Source organism: Embleya sp. NBC_00896 (assembly GCF_045207785.1).
Taxonomy (GTDB): domain Bacteria; phylum Actinomycetota; class Actinomycetes; order Streptomycetales; family Streptomycetaceae; genus Embleya.
The window spans coordinates 555,643-576,882 of record NZ_CP108777.1; the positions used below are offsets into that span (position 1 = coordinate 555,643).

The 21,240-nt window shown below is 71.3% G+C and carries 21 protein-coding genes; 11 read left to right on the forward strand and 10 right to left on the reverse strand.

The window, feature by feature from the left end; translation table 11 throughout:
* Positions 1-27 precede the first annotated feature (27 nt).
* A complete protein-coding gene (locus tag OG928_RS35735) occupies positions 28-1,623 on the reverse strand; it encodes a PLP-dependent aminotransferase family protein (RefSeq protein ID WP_331766149.1) in 1,596 nt (531 codons plus the stop codon).
* Positions 1,624-1,746: 123 nt separating this feature from the next.
* On the opposite strand from OG928_RS35735, the gene OG928_RS35740 reads away from it, so the two are divergent.
* On the forward strand, positions 1,747-2,619 hold the full coding sequence (locus tag OG928_RS35740) for a methyltransferase domain-containing protein (protein ID WP_331766150.1): 873 nt from the start codon (positions 1,747-1,749) through the stop codon (positions 2,617-2,619).
* Between the two features lie 519 nt (positions 2,620-3,138).
* Here the strand turns inward: OG928_RS35740 and OG928_RS35745 are convergent.
* On the reverse strand, positions 3,139-3,675 hold the full coding sequence (locus OG928_RS35745; RefSeq protein WP_331766151.1) for an NUDIX hydrolase: 537 nt from the start codon (positions 3,673-3,675) through the stop codon (positions 3,139-3,141).
* 31 nt (positions 3,676-3,706) lie between these two features.
* Entirely contained in the window at positions 3,707-5,044 is a 1,338-nt protein-coding gene (locus OG928_RS35750) for a transcriptional regulator (protein ID WP_331766152.1), read from the reverse strand.
* Between the two features lie 167 nt (positions 5,045-5,211).
* Here OG928_RS35750 and OG928_RS35755 point away from each other — a divergent pair, with 167 nt between their 5' ends.
* Positions 5,212-5,430 (forward strand): hypothetical protein, encoded by a 219-nt coding sequence (locus tag OG928_RS35755; RefSeq protein WP_331766153.1) that lies wholly within the window; start codon positions 5,212-5,214, stop codon positions 5,428-5,430.
* A 164-nt stretch (positions 5,431-5,594) separates the two neighbouring features.
* On the forward strand, positions 5,595-5,795 hold the full coding sequence (locus OG928_RS35760; RefSeq protein ID WP_331766154.1) for a hypothetical protein: 201 nt from the start codon (positions 5,595-5,597) through the stop codon (positions 5,793-5,795).
* Positions 5,796-5,820: 25 nt separating this feature from the next.
* On the opposite strand, the gene OG928_RS35765 is transcribed toward OG928_RS35760, so the two are convergent.
* Positions 5,821-6,345 carry a flavoprotein gene (locus tag OG928_RS35765; protein ID WP_331766155.1) on the reverse strand — a complete coding sequence of 175 codons (525 nt, stop codon included), beginning with the start codon at positions 6,343-6,345 and terminating at the stop codon, positions 5,821-5,823.
* A gap of 452 nt (positions 6,346-6,797) precedes the next feature.
* On the opposite strand from OG928_RS35765, the gene OG928_RS35770 reads away from it, so the two are divergent.
* Genes OG928_RS35770 through OG928_RS35790 form a run of 5 tightly spaced genes read left to right on the forward strand, consistent with a single transcriptional unit; the run spans position 6,798 to position 13,489 of the window.
* Positions 6,798-8,336: a ferritin-like domain-containing protein gene (locus OG928_RS35770; protein ID WP_331766156.1), complete on the forward strand. Its 1,539-nt coding sequence runs from the start codon at positions 6,798-6,800 to the stop codon at positions 8,334-8,336.
* A gap of 2 nt (positions 8,337-8,338) precedes the next feature.
* Positions 8,339-9,793, forward strand: coding sequence for a hypothetical protein (locus OG928_RS35775; RefSeq protein WP_331766157.1), 1,455 nt, complete (start codon positions 8,339-8,341; stop codon positions 9,791-9,793).
* Positions 9,790-10,641: a hypothetical protein gene (locus OG928_RS35780; RefSeq protein WP_331766158.1), complete on the forward strand. Its 852-nt coding sequence runs from the start codon at positions 9,790-9,792 to the stop codon at positions 10,639-10,641. The genes OG928_RS35775 and OG928_RS35780 overlap by 4 nt, the downstream gene beginning before the upstream one ends.
* A gap of 26 nt (positions 10,642-10,667) precedes the next feature.
* Positions 10,668-12,056, forward strand: a complete 1,389-nt coding sequence (locus OG928_RS35785) for a radical SAM/SPASM domain-containing protein (protein ID WP_331766159.1) — start codon at positions 10,668-10,670, stop codon at positions 12,054-12,056.
* A complete protein-coding gene (locus OG928_RS35790) occupies positions 12,053-13,489 on the forward strand; it encodes an NAD(P)/FAD-dependent oxidoreductase (RefSeq protein WP_331766160.1) in 1,437 nt (478 codons plus the stop codon). Before OG928_RS35785 ends, OG928_RS35790 begins: the two co-directional genes overlap by 4 nt.
* 31 nt (positions 13,490-13,520) lie before the next feature.
* Here OG928_RS35790 and OG928_RS35795 read toward each other — a convergent pair whose 3' ends face one another.
* Both OG928_RS35795 and OG928_RS35800 read right to left on the reverse strand, forming a co-directional pair.
* Positions 13,521-14,081: a hypothetical protein gene (locus OG928_RS35795; protein WP_331766161.1), complete on the reverse strand. Its 561-nt coding sequence runs from the start codon at positions 14,079-14,081 to the stop codon at positions 13,521-13,523.
* Positions 14,082-14,219: 138 nt separating this feature from the next.
* On the reverse strand, positions 14,220-14,837 hold the full coding sequence (locus OG928_RS35800) for an XRE family transcriptional regulator (protein WP_331766162.1): 618 nt from the start codon (positions 14,835-14,837) through the stop codon (positions 14,220-14,222).
* Between the two features lie 79 nt (positions 14,838-14,916).
* On the opposite strand from OG928_RS35800, the gene OG928_RS35805 reads away from it, so the two are divergent.
* Entirely contained in the window at positions 14,917-15,936 is a 1,020-nt protein-coding gene (locus OG928_RS35805; protein WP_331766163.1) for an NAD(P)/FAD-dependent oxidoreductase, read from the forward strand.
* A 158-nt stretch (positions 15,937-16,094) separates the two neighbouring features.
* Here the strand turns inward: OG928_RS35805 and OG928_RS35810 are convergent, their stop codons facing one another.
* From OG928_RS35810 to OG928_RS35820, 3 genes are all read right to left on the reverse strand, one after another.
* Positions 16,095-16,448 (reverse strand): hypothetical protein, encoded by a 354-nt coding sequence (locus OG928_RS35810; RefSeq protein ID WP_406291532.1) that lies wholly within the window; start codon positions 16,446-16,448, stop codon positions 16,095-16,097.
* Positions 16,449-16,725: 277 nt separating this feature from the next.
* Positions 16,726-17,157 carry a PPOX class F420-dependent oxidoreductase gene (locus tag OG928_RS35815; RefSeq protein ID WP_331766165.1) on the reverse strand — a complete coding sequence of 144 codons (432 nt, stop codon included), beginning with the start codon at positions 17,155-17,157 and terminating at the stop codon, positions 16,726-16,728.
* Position 17,158: 1 nt separating this feature from the next.
* Positions 17,159-17,830: a TetR family transcriptional regulator C-terminal domain-containing protein gene (locus OG928_RS35820; RefSeq protein ID WP_331766166.1), complete on the reverse strand. Its 672-nt coding sequence runs from the start codon at positions 17,828-17,830 to the stop codon at positions 17,159-17,161.
* Positions 17,831-17,957: 127 nt separating this feature from the next.
* Here OG928_RS35820 and OG928_RS35825 point away from each other — a divergent pair, with 127 nt between their 5' ends.
* Positions 17,958-19,388 carry an amidase gene (locus OG928_RS35825; protein ID WP_331766167.1) on the forward strand — a complete coding sequence of 477 codons (1,431 nt, stop codon included), beginning with the start codon at positions 17,958-17,960 and terminating at the stop codon, positions 19,386-19,388.
* 239 nt (positions 19,389-19,627) lie between these two features.
* Here the strand turns inward: OG928_RS35825 and OG928_RS35830 are convergent, their stop codons facing one another.
* On the reverse strand, positions 19,628-20,155 hold the full coding sequence (locus OG928_RS35830) for a MarR family transcriptional regulator (RefSeq protein WP_331766168.1): 528 nt from the start codon (positions 20,153-20,155) through the stop codon (positions 19,628-19,630).
* Positions 20,156-20,268: 113 nt separating this feature from the next.
* On the opposite strand from OG928_RS35830, the gene OG928_RS35835 reads away from it, so the two are divergent.
* Positions 20,269-21,195 carry an EamA family transporter gene (locus OG928_RS35835; protein WP_331766169.1) on the forward strand — a complete coding sequence of 309 codons (927 nt, stop codon included), beginning with the start codon at positions 20,269-20,271 and terminating at the stop codon, positions 21,193-21,195.
* Positions 21,196-21,240 lie beyond the last annotated feature (45 nt).

The window sequence follows — 21,240 nt, forward strand, 5'->3', positions numbered from 1 at the left end:
GTAGCAGGAACTGTGCGTGGTCGGCCCTCAGGATCGGTGGCGGGGGCGCAGGATGTCGCCGAGGATCGCGATTCCTTCGGCGGTGACCGTCGGCGTGTTCGCGGCGTAGCCCAGGACCAGCCCCGGCGGGCCCGGGCGCTGACCGTGCCACGACAGCGGCTGCACCTTCACCCCCCGCGCGAGCGCCTCTGCGGCGAGGTCGGCGTCGGTGAACCGGCCGGAGGCGAACCCGGCGGAGGCGAACCCACCGGAGGCGAACCCGGCCGCCTCGAACGTGACCATCACGTGCAGGCCCGCCGCGGCGCCGTGCACGACCGCTCCGGGCAGGTGGGCGCCGATCGCGGCGATCATCGCGTCCCGGCGGCGCCGGTGGCGTCCGCGCAGGAAGCGCAACTGGCGTTCCAGGTCGCCCGATTCCATCAGTCGGGCCAGCACCAGCTGGGGCAGAGCGGCGTTGCCGAGGTCGGTGAACCGCTTGGCCTCGACGAGGGCGTCCCGGTACTTCGGCGGCGCCAGCATCCAGCCCAGTCGCAGCGCGGGCGCGAGCAGCTTGGAGACGCTTCCGGCGTAGCAGATCCCCTCCGTGAGCATCGACCGCAGGGCGGGCACGGGAGGCCGGTCGTAGCGGTGTTCGGCGTCGTAGTCGTCCTCGACGATCAGTCCACCCACCCGGACCCACCGCATCAGGTCGCGGCGCCGTTCGCCTGCGAGTACGACCCCGGTCGGGAACTGGTGCGCCGGGGTCAGCAGCACGGCCGGGGCGCCTTGGGCGCGCAGCTCGTCGACGCGGATGCCCTCGGCGTCGACCGGGATCGGCGGGGTGTCCAGCCGCCAATGGCGCAGGTGTTGGCGGGCGCCGAGCGAGCCGGGGTCCTCCACCGCCATCTCGGTGATCCCGCCGTCTCGGAGGACCTGCGCGATCAGTCCCAGCGCCTGCGCGACGCCGGCCACGACGATCACGTCCTCCGGGTCCGCCCGGATCCCGCGGTTGCGGGCCAGCCAGTTCGCGACGGCCAGCCGCAGCGCGGGTGTTCCGCGTGGATCGCCGTAGCCGAAGTCGGCCGCGGAAAGAGCGCCGAGCACCGAGCGTTCGGCGCGCAGCCACGCGGTACGCGGGAACGCGCCCAGGTCGGGCATGCCCGGGGACAGGTCGATCCGCGCCGGGATCGCGCGCATCGCGTCGAACACGTCCGCGCCGGGGGCGGTGAACAGGGCGTCGGCCGTCGCGGGACCGGTGGGGTCGGTGGGACCAGTGGCGTCGGTGGGGTCGGTCGGGGGTGCCGCGATCGGCGTGGCCGCCGCCGTGGGCAGCGCTGCCGTCACCGGTATCGGGGCGACGACGACCGTTCCCGCACGTCCGCGGCCGGCGACGTGCCCGTCCTCGATCAGGCGCTGGTACGCCTCGGTGACGACGCCGCGAGACACGCGGAGCTCACCGGCCAGGACCCGGGTGGCGGGCAGTCTGCTCCCGATCGGCAGCCGGCCGTCCGAGATCGCGAGCCGCAGCTGCCCGGCCAGCCAGTCGGACAGCCCGCGTACCGGCGCGTCCTCGACGCTCAGCTGAAGGAAGTCGGCCCCGGACGTTATGGACCTGTCGAAAGCGCCGGCATTGGACCTGTTCATGAGGCCATTGTGCCGAGAGAGTCGACGTATGAGCACCACCGAAACCTCTCTCTCAATCCCCTCCCCGACCTGTCCCGCGACCCTTCCCTCCCTCCGCCCGGGCGCCGAAAGCGCGGCCGGGCGGTGACGGCCGTCGACTACGCACACGGCTACTCGGAGCACCAGGCCCGCCGGCCCGACGACCAGGCGGACCCGTTGGCGGCGCGGCTGCACGCCGGCACCGCGTACCCCGCGGGCAGCCGGGTCCTGGAGGTCGGCTGCGGGGCCGGCGCACAGACGGTCCATCTGGTCACGGCCAATCCGGGGGCGCACATCGTCGCGGTCGACATCGCGGACGAGTCACTCGCACAAGCCCGCGCCCGCGTGGCCGCCCACGCCCCCACGGCGAGGGTGCGGTGGTATCGCGCCGACCTGCACGAACTCCCCTTCGACTACGAGGAGTTCGACCACATCTTGGTGTGCTTCGTGCTGGAGGAGCTGACCGACCCCGGGCGGGCGTTGGCCTGCCTGCGGCGCGTGTTGCGGCCGGGGGGCACGATCACCGTGATCGAACGGGACCACGGGTCGGCGTACTTCCACCCCGACAGCGCCTACGCCCGCGCGGCGATCGACCACCATGTCCGGTTGCGGTCCGCCGCCGGCGGGAACACGCTGATCGGTCGACAACTACAGCCCCTGTTGACGGCCGCCGGCTACGCCGACGTGATGGTCCGCCCCCGGACGGTCTACACCGACCGGACCCGACCCGCACTGGCCGAGAGCTTCACCCGCAACACGTTCATCGCCATGGTCGAATCCGCTCGGGAAGGCGCGCTCGCCGCCGGCCTCACCATCGCGAGCGACTGGGACCGGGGCATCGCCGACCTGCACCGCACGGCCGACGACGGCGGAACCTTCCACTACACGTTCGCCAAGGCCGTCGCGATCCGGTCGCTCGACGGCGCCACCGCGGTACGAGCCGCCGCGCGCGATCGGTGGGCCGACTCGTGTGGGTGACCTTGCTCTGGCTGGGAGCGCTCGCACTGATCGCCCTGGCGGGAGCCACCGGCCACGGCGTACACGACAGCCGCGACCCGAACTACGCCATGCGCTTGCCCCACCCACAACCCAAGCCACCGCCGAAGGCTTGAGCCCGCGCCGTGCGACGGGTGGTTCGAGGATCACCCGGCGCAGGCGTACACGGTCGGCTGGAGGGCCCGCCGGCCCCAGGACCCGGCCGAGGATGTCGGTGCGGTGCTTGGACGGGACGTGGTGGCTCGTGGACGACGAAGGCGGGCGCCGGCCCACAAACAACCGTCTGACCCGGCCACACCCGAATCACCCCTCGGATTACTGGCGACCGCACGCACGACGGCGGCGAAGTCCCCACGCGGTGGGAGTGAGCCGTCCAGCCGGGCCGGGTCGGCGAGCACGACCTTGGCGGGGTCGGCGCCGAGGCGTCCTCGGTGACCGTCGTCCGGGCGTGCCCCGGCATCCGTCCGACGCCATCTGCCGTCTCCCACATCCCCGCGGCGGTCACAACCCCCGGAGCCGGTGCAGCATGAGGAGCGCGGACACGGCGTTCGCGGATCGCACCTCGCCGCGCGCGATCATGTCCGGCACCTCCTTCAGCGGCACCCACTCGACCCGGTCCGACTCGAACGCGTCCTCGGGCTCGCCGAGGTGCTCGCCGCGGTCCGACCAGTAGACGTGGTGCACCGCGTCGGAGAGCCCGTTGGAGGGCTCGACGCTGAGCAGGTGTCGCAGTGGACCCGGGCGCCAGCCGGTCTCCTCGAGCATTTCGCGCGCCGCCGCATCCTCGACGGTCTCGCCTGCCTCGACCTCGACGACACCGGCGGCGAGTTCCCAGCCCCAGGTGTCGGTGATGAAGCGGTGCCGCCAGAGCAGGAGGACGCGGTCCTGGTCGTCGACGATCGTGGCGAGGGCTACAGGCCGCTGTCGGATCAGGTAGTGGTCGAGGTGGCGGCTGTCGGGGAGTTCGACGTCGGCGAGGCGGATCGTGAACCACTCGTTGGAGTACACGTCGGTCTCGCTGTGCTTGATCCACTGCATATGCGTCTCCTCGCGGGCCGGATGGTGCCCGTCAGTAGGGCATCGCCAGGACAGTTTCGACCCTCTCGGCCACCTCGCGCACCGCAGGCACACCGGTGTGGGGTGCGAGCTTGCGATGCATGCCCTTGAGGCGATCGGTGAGGCGCCGGGACTCCATGCCCTGGGCTGCATCCAGGGTGGCCGACGCCGATGCCACGGCTTGGTCGAGGTCATGGCAGGCCACCGCGACCGACGTCAGCGTGGCGAGGCGGTGGACCACGCCGCGGGCGTGGGTCTGCGCGTCGACCGCTTCCTCGGCGAATCGGAGCGCAGGACGGTGGTCGCCAAGGCTCAACAGGGCTTCGGCGGCCTGGGCTTCGACGAGGCCGGGCTGGACGTAGTTGGTTTCGGGGGGTTCGTCGGCGCGCCGGATCCGCCCGTACGCCTCCTCGGCGCGACCGAGGCTGTCGCGGGCTGCGGTGGGGTGTCGCATGCGCGCGAATGCCTTGGCCTGCATCGCGAACAGGTCTGCGGCCAGGGCCGGTGAGAGGTAGGGGCCGGCCGTGCGAAGGCCCGCTTCGGCGAAGGCGATGGCCTGCCGGTAGTCCTTCAGGTACATGGCCTGGTTGACGAGCAGGGCGACGACGTACCCGCCGAACGCGTGGTCGCCGGACGCCTTCGCCATGCGAAGGGCTTGGTGGAAGTAGCGTTGGGCGAGGCCCTGTTGGTCGGAGTCGTAGGAGCAGATGCCAGCCACCGCGACGAGGCCTCCGGCCGCGCGGAACAGCTCGCGGCCGACGCGGTCGGGGTAGCTGCCGCGGACGGCGGGGGTGACATTCTCAGCGAGGAACCGGATGACGCGCGGCCGGGCGGCGAGCCCGCCGACCTGCTGGTACATGCGCACGTAGTGGCCGCGGGCGCCGCGCAGCATCTCCAGGTCCTCTGCGCCGACGCGGGCGGGTCCGCGGTGGGAGACGTCGAGGTCGTGGGGCGGGTTCTCCCACTCCCATACCGGTGCGATGGCGGCCATGCCGGTGACGGCGGGCGTCTCCTGTGCTGTGGTCGACTGCCGGTGGTCCGATGCCCATAGGGCGGGGGCGCGCTCGACGAACACCGGCAGCGTCGTTCCGGAGGATCCGTCGGTGCGCGTGTCGAGGCCGATGTCGGGGGGTGTGATGTCGCGGCCGAGTCGTTCGCTGAGGACGGCACACACCAGCTCGATGACACGGGCCCGCGGGCGTTGCCCTTTCAGCCACCTGCCGACGGACGTGTGGTCGTAGTGCAGAGCCAGGCCGGCGCGGGCGCCGAGGTAGTCGACGCGTTGCGCGAGCCCGGCACGGGACATGCCGGCGTCGTCGAGTGCGGCGGCAAGCAGGTGGTTCAGGCTCATGGGTCCCCTTGGTGTCGCAAGTCAAGCCCTTGTCGTCGAGCCTAACGATTCGCGGTTCACACCCCGTGTGAATCGGGCACATGCACGGCCGGTTCTCACACCTGTCGGGATGCTCGGCCGGGGCGCGAGTCTGTGAGGACAGACCAGCGAGAACGAGGGAGAGTTCAGTGAGCAGCGAGAATCCCCTGCGGGTCGACGTGGGCGCCTCCCAGAACCTGGCTCGCCCGATCCGCGTGACGTTCGATGTCGGTCGTGATGGTGAGCGTCCGATGTACGACCTCGACCGCGACCAGACGAGGTTCCTGGTGCATCAACTCCAGGTCGAGTTGGCGCGGACGACGAACACGATGCGTCCGACGATGCGTTCGTCGAACTCGGGCGGCTGAAGCGTCCCCTGCCGCAGCCCGCGATCGATCCGCGGGCGGCACCCCGGTCCGGCGGCGAGGTAGTGAACGCCGCCGGACCGACACCTCGCCCGGACGCCATTACACCGGCGCGGCCGGGCGAGGCTCCACGACCACGCTCCGACACTCACGTCCTGGAGGACGTCATGCCCGCATCCACCCCGCCGCCCGTCTGGCGGATCGGCGACCGCGTCGAGACCGCCGGCGGCAAGTACCGGGCGAAGGGCCTCGTCACGGCTGTCGACCTCGAGACGGGCGAGGTGCAGTTCTTCGACGGAGCGTCCACCCACAGCCGGTCCACGGGCGAGCTGATCGCGTGGACCGCCCAAAGCGCACGGCGGACGTAACCACATCGCGGTGGGACGGCCGGCTTCACCCGATGCGTGGGAGCGCACTCGCGATGGTGGCCCAGTCCATCGGGTCGTCACCGCTGTGCGGCCGGCCGTCGGGGCCCAGGTGGATCGAGACTCCGCGGGCGTGCAGCGTCTCGATGCTGCCGGGGTATGCCGGGTGGGCGGCGAGAGTCTCCTTGAACCATGGCACGGCCACGGTCGGGAGGCCCGCCCCGAGGGCCTCGGCGAGGGTGCCCAGGGCGACGTTGTCGGAGATGCCCAGCGTCCACTTGTTGAGCGTGTTGAACGTGAGCGGACACGCGAGGAGTGCATCGGGCGTGGGGAAGGGCCGGTCCTCGCCCGGTCGGCGGTCGCGGGTGCGCGGGGTCCGACCGGCCACGACGGCGAGGGCGTCGAGGCCGTTCTCCAGCCAGCTGGCTGCCGCCGGGGTGAGGGTCAGGCAGGGATCCCATCCGCGGTCCCGCACCTCGGCGAGGAGCGTGGCGATGCCAAGAACGGGCGGCGCCGCGCCCGCGACGATGTACAACACGGGGGAGTCACTCATGCGTTGGAGCATAGAAGGGCGCTGTGGGGCGGTTGCGCGCCTACCTATGTATTGCACACCCGCCACCGGTCGCCCGGCAGTACGAGATCCTCGGCTGTGACGGGGCCGGCCGTCGGCAGCGAGCAGTTCGAGCGAGACGATGAGCGGGCCCGCGCCGATGGCGACACGAAGGCCGGCACGCCGGCTCTTTTGGAGTGATGGCGCAACTCCCCCTGTCGCGGGTGTGGTTCGGTCTGCCGGCTGCGGAAGGGGGTTTGCCATTGGGTCCTTTCGAACGTCTGCTTCGCTCCGGGCGCCAACGAGTGATCGGGGATGGGCCGTTCGGGTGATCTGCGACCGAATGGGTGGTTGTCGGCTCGGTCGACGATGGGACGCTGAGTGCCCGAGGGTGCGCGGTCCGTGACGGGGCCGGCCCTTTTCGTGGCAGGCCGATCGAGAGCTGGGGGAAGCCCGTGGGGTCGAGGGTCAACAGGCATCTGGGTTCCGTGCTGCCGGAGCTGTTCACGGCGCAACCACCCGCCGCGGCCGCCCTTTCGGTGGCCGGTGGGCTGCCCGAGGAGTTGTCCGCCGAACCGTCGGGCGATGCGGCCGCGGCGGCCGGCCGGCCCGTCCTGCCGCCCGAGTTCAACTGGCGCGACTACACCGTCATGCTGCTGCACACGGCGGCCGAGATCGAGCACTCGCTCATGGTCCAGTATCTGTTCGCGGCGTATTCGCTCGGCGGACCGAACGTCCCCACCGAACTGCGCGAGCCGGTGCGGCGATGGCAGGAGATCATCCTGGGCATCGCGAAGGAGGAGATGGGCCATCTCGTCACCGTGCAGAACCTGCTGACGGCTCTCGGCGCGCCCCTGAACCTCGACCGCGAGGACTATCCGTGGGGTTCGGCGTTCTATCCCTTCCCGCTCACCCTCCGACGTCTCGGCCTGGGCTCGCTGGCCACCTATATCTGCGCGGAGAGTCCGGCCGACTGGTCGGGCGACGAGGCCGACGAGATCAGGGAGTTGGCCACCCAGTCCGGCGACGGCACGCCGGTGAACCGGGTCGGCGCGCTCTACCGACGCCTGGACGCGATCCTGGCCGACCGGGACCGGATCCCCGACACCGCGTTCCAGGAGCGGACCCTGCCGTACCAGGCGTCCTGGGACGAGTGGGGCCGCGGCTACACCCGCGGCGAGCGCGGCCAGGACTCGGGCAACGTACCGGACGTCAGGTCGCCGAAACTGCTCATCCTCGGCGTATTCTCCCGCGACTCGGCCCGCAAGGCCCTGCACGACATCGGCGAGCAGGGCGAGGCGTTCGGGGTCGGGCCGTTCGGCTCCTTCTCGATGTTCCCCGAGTCGCAGGAGACCTCCCACTTCGAGCGCTTCCTGTCCGTCTACCGGGAGATGAAGGAACTCACCGGCGGGGACCCGTCGCAGGCGGTGCGCCCGGTGGCGGACAATCCCCGAACCGGCATGCAGCTCGACCAAGACGAGCCCGACACCGCGGCGATGACGGGAACTCGAACGAACGTCATCACACATCCGGTGGCGGCGCTGTGGGGCCACCTGTTCAACCTGCGCTACCGCATGCTCCTGGTCGACCTGGCGCACGCCTTCCGGCTGACGGGTCCCCTCGACGACGGCACCACCCTCACCGCCCGCGGCACGCTCATCCACCGCGCCTTCGCCGAGATGTACAACCTGCGAGCCGTCGCCGGAAAGCTGGTCGCCCTCCCGCTGACCGAAGACGGCACGGACGGCACGAACGGCACGAACGGCGAGCACGCCGGACCGCCGTTCGAGATGCCGTACACGCTGGACCTCCCGGTCCACGAGTACGACCGATGGCTGCTACAGCGCGACCTCGTGGAGGCGTCGCAACTGCTCGTGGCCCAACTGCGGCACAGCGGCGCCGCCCCCGAAGACCCGTACCTCGTGGCGCTGGAGCAGACCGACGAGCTGGCGCTCGACCTGATCCAGGGCATCCTGTCGACCAACCGGGAGTGAGCATGGAGATCCGAGAACTGCGCATCCTGCCGCCGCTCGCCATCGGGCGCCTGGGTGCCGCCGCCTCGCCGATGGACAACTACACGATCTCGATCGATCCGCAACGCCCGCTCGCACCAAGGACGTTGCGGCCCGCGCCGACCCTCGCGGTCGACCCGGCGACCCATGAGCTCGTCGACGCCGGCACGCCGGACACCCTGCGCTTCACCGAGAACGGCAGCGTGCGCCCGGTCGCGCCCTTCCTGGAGGTGTGGGCGCTCACCGACAACGGCCTGGAGCCGCTGACCCCCGCGCTGCTGAGCCAAAACGGCGACCTCGCCCCCGCGAACGTGCGCTGGCGGGTCCAGGTGGCCAACCACAAGATCTATCGGCGCACCGGGGACGCGAAGGACCGGATCGAGGCCGACACCGGCATCATCGCCCACCACGAACCCGTCTCCCTCGACGGCGAATGCGAACACTTCTGGCCGGGCAAGCTGCTGCCGCTGGGCCGGGTGCAGTACATCCGGCCGAACGTGCACCACCCCGGGATCCGCTTGCGCTTCACCCCGGCGGGCGGCCACGTCTACGGGTCGGGCGAGACCCTGACCCCGACCCGGCCGGACGAGAACATCCGGGAGATCCTCTACGACGCCCGCGCGGGCAGCTGGCAGGGCCACGTCGACCGGCCCGGCCCGCGACTGACCGTCCCCGCCGAGATCTACGCGGGCAAGCCCGCCCCGGACGGCAGTTGGGTCAGCCTCGGCTACCTCGACGACGAGTGCGACGGCCTGGTGTACGTGGAGCTGATCACGCCCGATCGCCACCTGTCGACCTACGCCCGCATCGGCGCGGGACCTCCGGCGTACGCACCCGACAGCTTCCCGATTCGCACCGTTGCCGACGAACTCGAGCAGGCCATGTTCGGCCCCAGGCCCGGGCCCGGCGAGGCGACCCTGGAGACGGCGGAGGAGATCGTCCGCCGGGCCGCCGAGTCGGTGCGCCTGATGAACACGGCCGTGATGAACGGGAACACGACGGACGGCCGGATCGACGCGGCGAGCACGATGGTGCGTCAGGACACCGCCGACACCGGCCGGCTGTTCGAGCCGATCATGGCGCCGTCCCTGGTGGATCGCACCGCGCTGTTGCACCTGCACCAGAACGTGCTGACCGCACTGCGCAGCGGGACCGCGCCGTGGTTCGCGGACGTCCTGCGCGACCACGACGAGATCGGCGATCTCTCGGCCAAGGGACGCCGGAAGATGCCCGCGCTCATGCGCGGAGCGGACGGCAGGGCGCTGGCCCTGACCCGCCGTCAGGTGGCCCTCCTGCGCCAGATCGCGCAACGGGACATCTTCGCCGCCGACGAACCCCCGCCCACCGACGGCGACGCCGGGACCACCGAGGCCGACACCCACGCCGACGCCGGGACCGCCGAGGCCGACACCCACGCGCAGCACCAGGAGCAGGAATGAGCACCGGCTCGGAGTACATCGACCCGATGAACCTCTCCGCCCAGTTGCGCTACAGCGCGGCGGGCAACCCGCCCAGCACGCTGCCGGATTCGGCCAGTTCCAATTCCGCCCCGGGGCTCGAATTCGACATCCGCAACCTCTGGCGCCGCCTGTTCGAGGGGATCGAACTGCACGAGGCGGACAACTACGTCACGGGCGCGGACGCCGAGCACCAGGAGTTGATCGGCCACCGACTGTTGAAGGTGGCCGGCGCGCCGGTGGTGGTGTCCCTGACCGGGCCGCAGCGGCCGGGCGCGAAGCCCACCCTGCTGACGACCGGCGCCAATCCGGACGGCGTGACGATGCTGGAGTGGTCCAACTCCCTGGCCGACGCGCTGGACAAGTACGCCGGCACGCCCGTCGAGTGCGTGTTCAGCGCGAACAAGGCCCCGAACCCGGTGGGCATTCCCACCGATCCCGACGAGGTCGCCAAGCTCAAGACCGTGCTCCTGAAGGTCCGGTCGCTGTTCGCCGTGCACCCCGAGACCCGGGAGATGCTCCCGGTGATCGAGGAATCCATGGTGGAGCCGGGCGAGTTGACCTGGGGCCTGTGCTCGCCCTGGCAGAACGACTACCGCGAATGCGCGTGCTACTACTGGGCCGCCAGCCGACCCGACTACGTCAACGTCGAGGAGGACAGTCGGGGCACCAGCGTGGGCAACCACTGGTTCGCCGTGCGCCGCGAGCCGAAGGAATACGTCCTGGACGACCGCGAGGACAGCCGACTGCTCTCGTACACCGACCTGTTCCGCGACTGGCAGGCGAGCCTGCGCTTCATCGTCGGCGGCAACGACTACGAGCCCCGGTGACACCGGGCACCGGCGGAGGCCCCCACATGAGCGAGTCCCTGGCCGGCTGCGCCCCGACCGGCCGGGCGCACCGGCTGTTCGAGCTGTCCGCGCCCGTGCACCCCGACGTCCATCTCCTGGAGACCTCGGCCGGACGGCACGTCCTGCTGGTCAACGGGAACCGGATGTTCACCGTGGGCCCGGAGACGCACCACCGGCTGGACCGGGCGCGGCTCGACCCCGATCCGGCCGTGCTGCCCCGCCTGCTGGGCGAACTCGGGTTGGCCGCACCGCAGTTCGTCGACGACACGCCGCTGGAGGCGCCGCCGGTACGGGCGCTGTCGCTGGCCGTGGCGCAAAAGTGCAACCTCGGCTGCACCTACTGCTACGCGCAGCAGGGCAGTTTCGGCGGCCTCTCCAAGAACATGCCCACGGACACCGCCCTGGCCGCGGTGGACCTACTCTTTCGCGACGCCGGGCCCGGCGAGCGGGTGAACCTGTCCTTCCTGGGCGGCGAGCCGCTGATGAACCGGCCCGTCATACATGCCGCCACCGAGCGGGCCGTCGCGTTGTCGGCCCGCGGGGGCGTGCCGGTCACCTTCTCCATCACCACCAACGGCACGATGGTCACGGCCGACGACGCGGAGTTCTTCGAGCAGCACGGCTTCGCGGTGACGGTCAGCCTCGACGGCGAACAGGAGGCGCACGACCTGCTGCGGCCGTACCAGAGCGGGCGGGGCAGTTTCGCGAAGGTGTTGGCCAACGTGACGCCGCTGCTCGCCGCGCAGCGCGCGATGCAGGTGTCCGCGCGGGTGACGGTGACGCCGAGCAATCTCGACCTCAAGGCCACCCTGGACGCCTTCGTCGACCTGGGGTTCCACGGTGTCGGCTTCTCGCCGCTGCTGAACTCCCCCACCGGCAAAGGCGAGATGGCCGCCGCCGACCTGGAGGTGATGCTGGAGCGGATGGTCGCGTGCGGGGAGGAGTTCGAACGCCGCGTCGTCGCCGGCCGGCGCTACCCGTTCACCAACCTCGTCAACTCGCTGCGCGAGATCCACAAGGGCACCCACCGGCCCTACCCGTGCGGCGCGGGCGCGGGCTACCTGGGCGTCTCCGCCGACGGCGAACTCGCCGCGTGCCACCGCTTCGTTGGCGACGACAACGGCGCGATGGGCGACCTCGGCCGCGGCATCGACCCCAAGCGCCGCCTGCAATGGCTGTCCGACCGGCACGTGCACCGGCAGCAACCGTGTCAGGGGTGCTGGGCGCGCTACATGTGCGGCGGCGGCTGCCATCACGAGGTGATCGAGCGCGGCCGGCCGGCCTGCGACTACATCCGCGGCTGGCTGCACTACTGCCTGGGCGCCTACGGTCGACTGCTCGCCGAGCGACCGGACTGGTTCGGCGCGGTACCGGCCGCCAGGGGCCGCACGTGAACGGCGACACCCTCGACACCGAGGTCTGCGTCGTCGGGGGTGGGCCGGCGGGCGCGGTCTGCGCCATGCGGCTGGCCGAACTCGGCCACGACGTGCTCGTCGTCGAACGCAATCCCTTCCCGCGCCCGCACGTGGGCGAGGCGCTCACCCCCGCCGTGTGGCCGCTGCTCGACGCCCTGGGGTTGCGCGGCGTCGTCGCGGCGGCGGGCTTCCTGCATCCCACCGAGGCCCGGGTGCGCTGGGTCGACGATCGGGTTAACCGGGTCCACCTGCGGCCCGACGCGCCCGGACTCACCGTGGACCGGGGGCGATTCGACCACCTGCTCCTGGACGCGGCGCGGGCCGCCGGCGCGAGCGTGCTCCAACCGGCCAGGGCGGGCCGACCCCGGCGGACCGCTTCGGGGTGGGCTGTCCCGCTCACCGACGCGGGCCTGCCGGGACGCCGCGCCGGATGCGTCCGGGCCCGATTCGTGGTCGACGCGAGCGGCCGGGCCTCGGCCTCGGGTGGGCGCAAGGTGCTCACCGGCGCCCGGACCCTGGCCCTGCACGCCACGTGGCACGGGTCGCCGCGCGCCGACGCGCACTCGCGCGTGGAGGCGGGGCGGGACGGCTGGTTCTGGGGCGCGCCGCTGCCGGACGGCACGTTTCGCGCGATGGCCTTCACCGATCCGGACCTGCTCCGCCGACACGCGGTGCGCAGGGCCGGCCTGGAGCGCTTCTACCGCGAACTCCTGGCCGACTCGGCCCTGTTGGCGGATGTGAGCGGTGCCCGCCTGGTGAGTGCGGTGTCGGTGTGCGATGCCGGCAGCTACGCCGACCCCCTGCCGGTCGCCGAGGACGCCATCAAGCTCGGCGAGGCCGCCTTCGCGATCGATCCGCTGTCCTCCTCCGGCGTGGACACGGCGTTGCAGACCGCGATGGCCGGTGCCGTCACGGTGCACACCCTGTTGTCGGCGCACGGCGACCGCGCCGCCGCGCTCGCCTTCTACCGCGACAACCAACAGCGGGCCGTGGATCGGCACGCGACGTGGGCGGCCAACCACTACCACGAGCACCACACCCATCGCGACCGCCCCTTCTGGCAACGCCGTTCGCGCCCTCCCGCCCCGATCCCCGCTCGCCGGACCGCCGACGACCTGGCCGAACTCCTGCCCCGCCGGGTCCGGCTGACCGCGCGCGCCTCGATGGTGGACACCCCGTGCGTGGTGGGCGATCGGGTGGAAACGCGCCGCGCGCTGTCCCACCCCGACCTGCCCCGCCCGGCGGTGTACGTGGGCGGCGTCGAACTCGCCCCGCTGCTCGACTTCCTGGCGGCCCCGGAACAGGGCTGCCTGGCGGACGTCGTCCGCGAGTGGAGCCGACACCTGCCGACCGAACGTGCCCGCGCCGTCGCCGACTGGCTGCACCGACAGGGCCTCCTGGACGTCGGCTGACCTCGGAGACCCCGGCCCCGGCACGTCGGACTCAGCCCAATTCGGCCATGCCTTCGGCCACTCGCCTGACGGCCGCGGCGTCGCCGAGACGGCCGGTCTCCTCGTAGCTGTCCGCCAGTGCCTTCACCGCCTCGACGAGGGTCTCGGGCTCGGCGAAGCCCAGTTCCAAGCCGGTCGTCAGCGCCTTGACGGTGAACTCGAGGACGTCCACGAGCGCGGCCGGCGCCAGGCCGCCGGCCAGGCCCGACGTGTAGGCGGCGTAGCCGAGCACGCCGAAACGGGCGTGCGCGAGCCCGTTCTCGGGCTCGTCCTCGCGCACCCGGCCCACTTCCTCGATGGCGCCGGTCAGGCAGCGGAAGGCCATCCCGTGGTTGCCGAAGGTGGTGAACGCCGAGGAGCAGTCGACGAAGGCGTCCGCGGTGGCGAACGGCGTGGGCGTGGGACAGTCTTCGCTGAGCAACTCGTACGCGGTGAACGCGCGGACCAGCGCGGAGCGCTCCTTGCCCGCGTCGGCCAGTTCGCGGGCGCGCCGGGCGATCGCCCGCCCGCCGCTCCTGGGACCGAGTTCCGTCGATCGTCGGGGAAAGCGCATGGATGTTCTCCGGTTCTCGTGCCGCTGTGCGGGTCGGCTCCCGGCGGAACCCACGACATTTCGACGCGTCGAAGCCGCATCGCGTTCCGGACCCGGCAGTTCGCCGAACCCGTCACGACCGTCGTCGGTCGAGCCGGATCATTCGTCGGCAGACGCCGGTCGAGTCGTCGAGGTGTTCGCCTTGGGGCGGGCACGCAGGTGGGCACGTTCGCCCTGCGCGCCGAACAGGCTGAGGAACTCGACGGGTTCGGCGTTCGCGGCGCCGAACCAGTGGGGAACGCGGGTGTCGAACTCGGCCGCTTCGCCCGCCGTGAGCACCAGATCCTGTTCACCGAGGACGAGCCGCAGCCGCCCGTTGAGGACATAGAGCCATTCGTAGCCCTCGTGGGTCTTCGGATCGGGTTCCCGTCGGCGGTCGGCGGCCGGGATCACCAGCTTGTACGCCTGGATGCCGCCCGCTCGGCGGGTCAGCGGCACCATGGTCATGCCGTGGTGGGTGACCGGGCGCAGGTGGATGCGTGGGTCTCCGGTGGGTGGGGCGCCGACGAGTTCGTCGAGGGTGACCCCGTGGGCTCTGGCCAGGGGGAGCAGGAGTTCGAGGTTCGGCCGGCGGTCGCCGGACTCCAGCCGGGACAGGGTGCTCACCGAGATGCCGGTCGCCGCGGACAGCTCGGCCAGCGTGATCTCTCGCTGCCGGCGCAGCGCGCGCAGCCGGGGTCCGACCGCGGTGAGTGTTTGGTCGAGGTCGTCGTCCATGCCCCCAGCTTGCCATACCGGCAAGCACGCTTGCCGCATTCGCCGGTGGATGGGCATGGTCGTCGTGGAGGTGGTCACGATGACCGATCGGCTGAGGAACAGCTATGACGTGGTGGTGGTCGGCGGTGGCGCCGCGGGATTGAGCGGTGCGCTGATGCTTGCGCGGGCGCGGCGGTCGGTGGTGGCGATCGACGCCGGTGCCCCGCGCAACGCCCCGGCGGCGGGCGTGCACGGGCTGTTGGCCCGGGAGGGGATGGCGCCGAGCGAGTTGCTGGAGCGCGGCCGGGCGGAGGTCCGCGGCTATGGCGGTCACGTGGTGTCCGGCGAGGTCGAGGGCGTGGCCCGGGACGGCGACGGCTTCGAGGTGGCACTGGCCGACGGCGGGTCGGTCCGGGCACGTCGGCTGCTGGTGACCACCGGGCTGGTCGACGAGCTGCCGGACGTGCCGGGGCTGCGGGCGCGGTGGGGGCGGGACGTGGTGCATTGCCCGTACTGCCACGGCTGGGAGGTCCGCGACGGGGCCATCGGTGTGCTGGCCTGCGGGCCGATGTCGGTGCACCAGGCGCTGCTGTTCAGGCAGTGGAGCGACGACGTCACGCTCTTCTCCCACACCATGCCCGCGCCGACCGGCGAGGAGGCGGAGCAGTTGGCAGCCCGCGGCATCCGTGTGGTGGAGGGCGAGGTGGCGTCCCTGGAGATCGCCGAGGACCGCCTCGCGGGACTACGGCTGAGCGACGGCACGGTGGTCGGCCGCGAGGTGCTGGTGGTCGCGCCGCGGATGGTGGCGCGCGCCGGCTTCCTGGCGGCGCTCGGACTGCGACCGGTGGAACATCCCTCCGGGGCCGGTGAGTACATCCCCGCCGACGCGGACGGCCGTACCGACGTACCCGGGGTGTGGGTCGCCGGCAACGTCACCGATCTGGTCGCCCAGGTCGGTGCCGCCGCGGCGGCGGGCGCCATGGCGGCGGCCCGGATCAACGCGGACCTGATCGCCGAGGAGACCCGCCGGGCGGTCGCCGCCCACCGGGACCCGTTCTCGGCCGAGAACGAAGCGCGCGTGGCCGAACTGGTGGCGGGCGACCGTCGCCACGGCCTGTGAACCACGGAATGCGCGACGCCGTCCTTCGGGCCCGCAGACGCCCATAGCCTGCGGACGCCGCAACGCGCGGCGAAACGCCGCCGGCCGCGATCGATCGTGTTCCCGGCGCGCCGCCACCCCTCGGGCGCAGCGGGAAGGATACGCAGGTATCCGAACCTCTACCCGCCCTCGTACAGTCGCCTGTGCCACCAGGGGTGCGGGTCTCCGCTCCGGTCCGTCCGGCGGTCCGGGTCGAGGTCGGGCAGTGTGCGACGGCGGAACTCGGTGTCGAGGCCGGAGAGCAGTTGTCGCAGCTCCGCGCGCGGGCGGGGTGGCAGCAGGCACAGGACGGACTGCAAGGCGTCTCTGACTTCCGCCACGTCGTCGTACTGGCAGGCCGGGCAGGAAGGGCACGAGGATGCGACCAGGCGCAGCCGTGAGCCGGGTCGTTCCAGGAACCGCCGGTAGCCCCGCAGGAATTGCGCGGTGTTGCCCGGCCGAATGTCGTAACCGCCGCGAACGCCGTGTTCCACGAGGTGAATTGCCGCGCTCGCATCGGGAGAGAGCCGGTCGATCGGGCCGAGTTCGCGGGCCCACTGGGGTGCGCGACGTTCATCGAATCGTCGTGCGGCGCGGATCGCGCCGGGCCGCTTACGCGGCATCGGCCTTTCGGTGGATCGTCTTCATGGCGACGATGCTACCCGCTGCCTGTTCGGCGCCGGCCGGGTGGCCGAGTTCTGTCTCCGGGACCGCGGAACGCGGTCCCGGAGACGGCTCGAAGGAGACTGTCGGCCTTCGCTCGTCGCGCTGTCAGCGGAGCTTGGCGCCGTACACGTGCTCGACCGTCATCGTCATGAGCACCCTGCGGTCGGACACCATCACCGACCGGTACTCGTCCCAGTCCGGGTGTTCCCCGGCGGCGAGGCGGTAGTAGTCCACCAGTGCCTGGACCTCGGGACCGTCGATGGCGGTTCCCGGCCCGGTGAGTGTCGCCGTGCCCTCGGCGGTGGCCCACGCCCAGCCGTCGGGGCTGGTGACCTCCAGCGCGGCTCGTGGGTCTCGACGCAGGTTCGCCGTCTTGGCGCGTCCCTCGGTCATCGAAACGTAGAGGACACCGGACTCCTGGTCGTAGAAGGGCATGACGGGGGAAAGCTGCGGGCGGCCGTCCGACTTGATCGTTGCGAGGACACCGAGTCGACTCTCCGCGAGCAGCGTGCGTGGGTTGAATGGTGTGGCGGTCATATCAGGGGCCAAGTCGCGATCGGGTGCCGCGTATTCCCGAGGTCGCGGGGTCCGCCGGGCCCGGGCCGGACCGCTCCCAGAGGCCGGCCAGGTGCGCGTGGAGGACGTCCAGTGCCTCCTGCCGGGCGAGGTGGCCGATGAGGACCTGCGTGGTGAGGCCGTCCGCGAGGGCGATGAGGGTGCGGGCCTCGCGTTGCGGATCGAGCGGCAGGGCGCCCTCGGCGATCTCGGCGCCCTCGCCGGCTTCGGCGATGAGGCGGGCGAACGCCTCCTGGAGGGCCGCGTAGTTCGCCTTCAGCATCGCGGAGAGAGTCGGGCTGACGGCCGCTTGCGCGACGAAGGCGAGCCAGACCCTGGCCTCGGCGGCGTGCTCTTCCCGAAGCAGTGCGAGCTCGGTGACGGCGTGGCCCAGGGCGGTGGCGGCCGACTGCGCCGGACTCCTGACGAGGCGGGCCCGCACTCGCTCGTTGATCCGCTCGCTGATGTGCCCGAGAGCGAAGACGAGCATCTCTTCCTTGACCCGGAAGCACCGCTGAACGGCGCCCATGGACACCTCCGCGCGGGCGGCGACGTCGCGAAGGGTCACGCCCTCCAACCCGCGTTCGTCGGCGAGCCGGCACACGGCCTCGGCGATGAGGCGGCGTCGGCTCACATGATCCACCTGCTTGGGCATGCCCGGTCCCTCCCCATCGCATCGCACAGCACCGTGTTGCGCGGCGCGCCTTATTCGATGCGCTCGCATCGGTTCCAGTGTACGGTTCCGATGCAAGCGCATCGGAACGTGGAGGGAAGGAAGGGCCATGCAAGACGCCCTGTGGAAGATGTCGGCCGCCGCGCAAGGGGAGGCGGTGCGCAGAGCGGACGTCTCGGCCGTCGAACTGGTCGACAGTCACCTGGATCGCATCGCCGAGGTCAACCCGCAGGTGAACGCGGTCACGCAGCTCCTGGCGGAGCGCGCACGCGAGGCCGCGGCACGAACGGACCGTCGCCGGGCCGCCGGTGAGACGCTGGGGCCGCTCGCGGGCGTGCCCTTCACCGTGAAGGAGAGCACCGCCGTCGAAGGCGTGCCGACCACGTTCGGCACGGAGCGCTTCCGCGATCTGGTCGCGCCGTCCGACGCGCCCCCGGTGGCACGGCTGCGCGCCGCCGGGGCCATCCCCATCGGGCACAGCAACATACCGACCCTGATCCTCGCGGGGATGCACACGCGCAGCGAACTCTTCGGCGACACGGTCAACCCGTGGGACAGCGACCGGACCCCGGGCGGCACCAGCGGGGGCGACGCGGTGGCCGTCGCCACGGGCATGGCAGCGCTCGGACTCGGCAACGACTCGGGTGGATCGGTGCGCGTCCCGGCCCAGTTCTGCGGCGTGGCCGGGCTGAAGCCGTCCACGGGCCGATTCCCCGCGGACCACCGCATTCTCGGCCCCGACGACCCCGGCCCGGCGTCCCAGATGCTGGTCACCGACGGCCCGCTGGCCCGGTGCGTGGGCGACCTTCTGCTGGCCTACCGGGTGCTGGCCGGGACCGATCCGCGAGACCCACGGGCCGTAGCGGTGCCCCTGTTCGGCGCACCGCTCCCCACGCCCGTGAAGGTCGCGGTCGTGGCGGATCCCGGCGGGCACGGTGTCCACCCCACGGTTCGCGGCGCCGTCACGACCGCGGCCGACGCGCTCCGCGACGCCGGATACGACGTACGCGAGGTACAGGACGTACCACGCCTGGAGGAGGCCCTGGAGGCGTACGGCCGAATCACCGTGACCGAGTTCGCCCCGACCTGGCCCGCGGTACGCAAACTGTTGGGCAAGGGCGGGGACCGCTATATCGAGATGGCGATGGAGCGGACCCCGCCCGCGAGCGCGGACGAGTTCATGAAACTGATGGGCACCTGGATGAACATCCGCCGCTCATGGGCCGAATTCCTCGACGAGTACCCGCTGTTGCTCGGCCCCTCGTTCACCGAGCCACCGGTCGAGCCGGGGCTGGAGTCGCGCGACAGGGCGGGGCGGGACCGGGTCGGATCGGGCATGCGCCTGTGCACCGTGACCAGCTTCGTGGGCGTGCCCGGCGTGGCCGTGCCGACCGGAGTGGTCGACGGACTCCCCTCCGGAGTGCAGATCGTCGGGCGCGCGTTCCGCGAAGACCTGTGCCTGACCGCGGCCCAGGCGATCGAGGACCGACTCGGAGTCCTCACACCCATCGACCCACGCATGCAAGTTCGGGCCCATTGAGTCTTGAGTCTGCCGATGGGCGGGAGGCGGACGGCTGGGTCCTGCGCGGCGGATCTAGCCGTTCTGCTTCGCGATCGCTTCGCGTACGGCCGGGACGATTTCGCCGGCCCAGCGGCCGAGAGAGGCGACGTCCTGCGTTCCGCCGCCGGGCGAGAAGAGCGTGAAGCCCGACGCACCGTGCAAAGTTGGGGAACTCGACGAATCCGTCGGACCAGCCGATCGGACGGCACCACCAATCGCTACTCGCTCGGCAATGTCCGGCCCAGCTTGCGCAGCAGATCGGTCAGGGCGCTCTGCTCGTCGGCGGTCAGTCCGGCGAGTAGCCGCGCCTCGTTCCGGAAGTGCTGTTCAACCACTTCGTCGATGAGCTCTCGACCCTGGTCGGTGAGCCGGATCAGCCGGCCCCGCGCGTCGTCCTCGGCCGCTCGGCGACTGACCAACCCGGCGATTTCCAACCGGTCGACCCGCTTGGTCACCGCCCCCGAGGTGACCATCGTCGACCCGCGCAGTTCACCGGCGGTCAGCTCGAAGGGAGGGCCGGAGCGGCGCAGCGTGGCGAGCACGTCGAACTCGCCCCTGCCCAGGTCGTGGCGCTCGAAGACGCGGCACAGCCGCTCCTCCAGCGCCCAGTGCAGACGGGTGATGCGTCCCACCATGTGCACCGGGCCGGCGTCGAGGTCGGGCCGCTCCCGGCGCCACTGGTCGACGATGAGATCGACCGCGTCGGCGTCGGCGGGGAGGGCGGAGGGGTCGACGTCCTGAGGCATCGCTTGACGATCCTTTCCATGGAAAGTAATGTAGTTTCCATGGAAACTACCGCACGTCGTCGACGTCTTCAACCTTCGACGACCGGCACTACGGTACGGGGACGCGGCGCGGCATGAAAAGCGGCCGGCGATTCCTCACCCCGGGTGTGACGGCGCTGGCACCGGCGATCTGGGGAAGCATCTATCTGGTGACGACCGAATGGTTGCCACCGGACCGACCACTACTGGCCACCACCGTGCGGGCGCTTCCCGCGGGCCTGATTGTGCTGGCCTTCGCCCGCACGCTGCCGACCGGTATATGGCTGTGGCGCGCCCTGTTGCTCGGAACTCTCAACATCGGAGCGTTCAATTTCCTGCTGTTCGTCGCGGCGTATCGCCTACCGGGTGGCATAGCGGGAATGGTGATCACGGCGGTACAGCCGATGCTCGTGCTGGTCTTGGCGGCGCTGCTCCTCGGGGACGGAATTCGGTACACGCACGTGGCCGCCTGCGTCCTCGGCGCGGGCGGTGTCGTGTTGCTTGTGTTCAAGGGGACAGTGGACCTGGATTATTTCGGTGTGGCGGCGGCGCTGGCCGCGTCAGCCTGCATGGGCGCCGGCATCACACTGACCAAACTGTGGGGACGCCCGAACGGAGTGGGGCTGCTTCCCTTCACCGGCTGGCAGCTAACGGCAGGCGGACTCGTTTCGTTGCCGTTCACACTGTCCCTCGAAGGACTGCCGACCACCGTCAGCGGAACGCACATCATCGGGTTTTGCTATCTCATCTCCCTCGGCGCGGTCATCAGCTATGCCATCTGGTTCCGCGGGATAGAGAAGCTCCCGGCATCGGCGGTCTCCTTCCTCGCCCTGGGCAGTCCGATCGTCGCAACCCTCCTCGGATATCTGTTCCTGAATCAGACACTGTCGATTCTGCAACTGATCGGAATCGTGGTGATCATCGGTGCCGTGCTGCTCGCGCAACCCCGACCGGTCGACCCGCGAGGGCTCGACTCCCACGATCGGAATCCAAGCCGACGCGGGATTGAAGACAGGCCCTAGCGGCGCCCGAGACTCCCGTGTCGTCGCCATCGTCCAAAACAACTA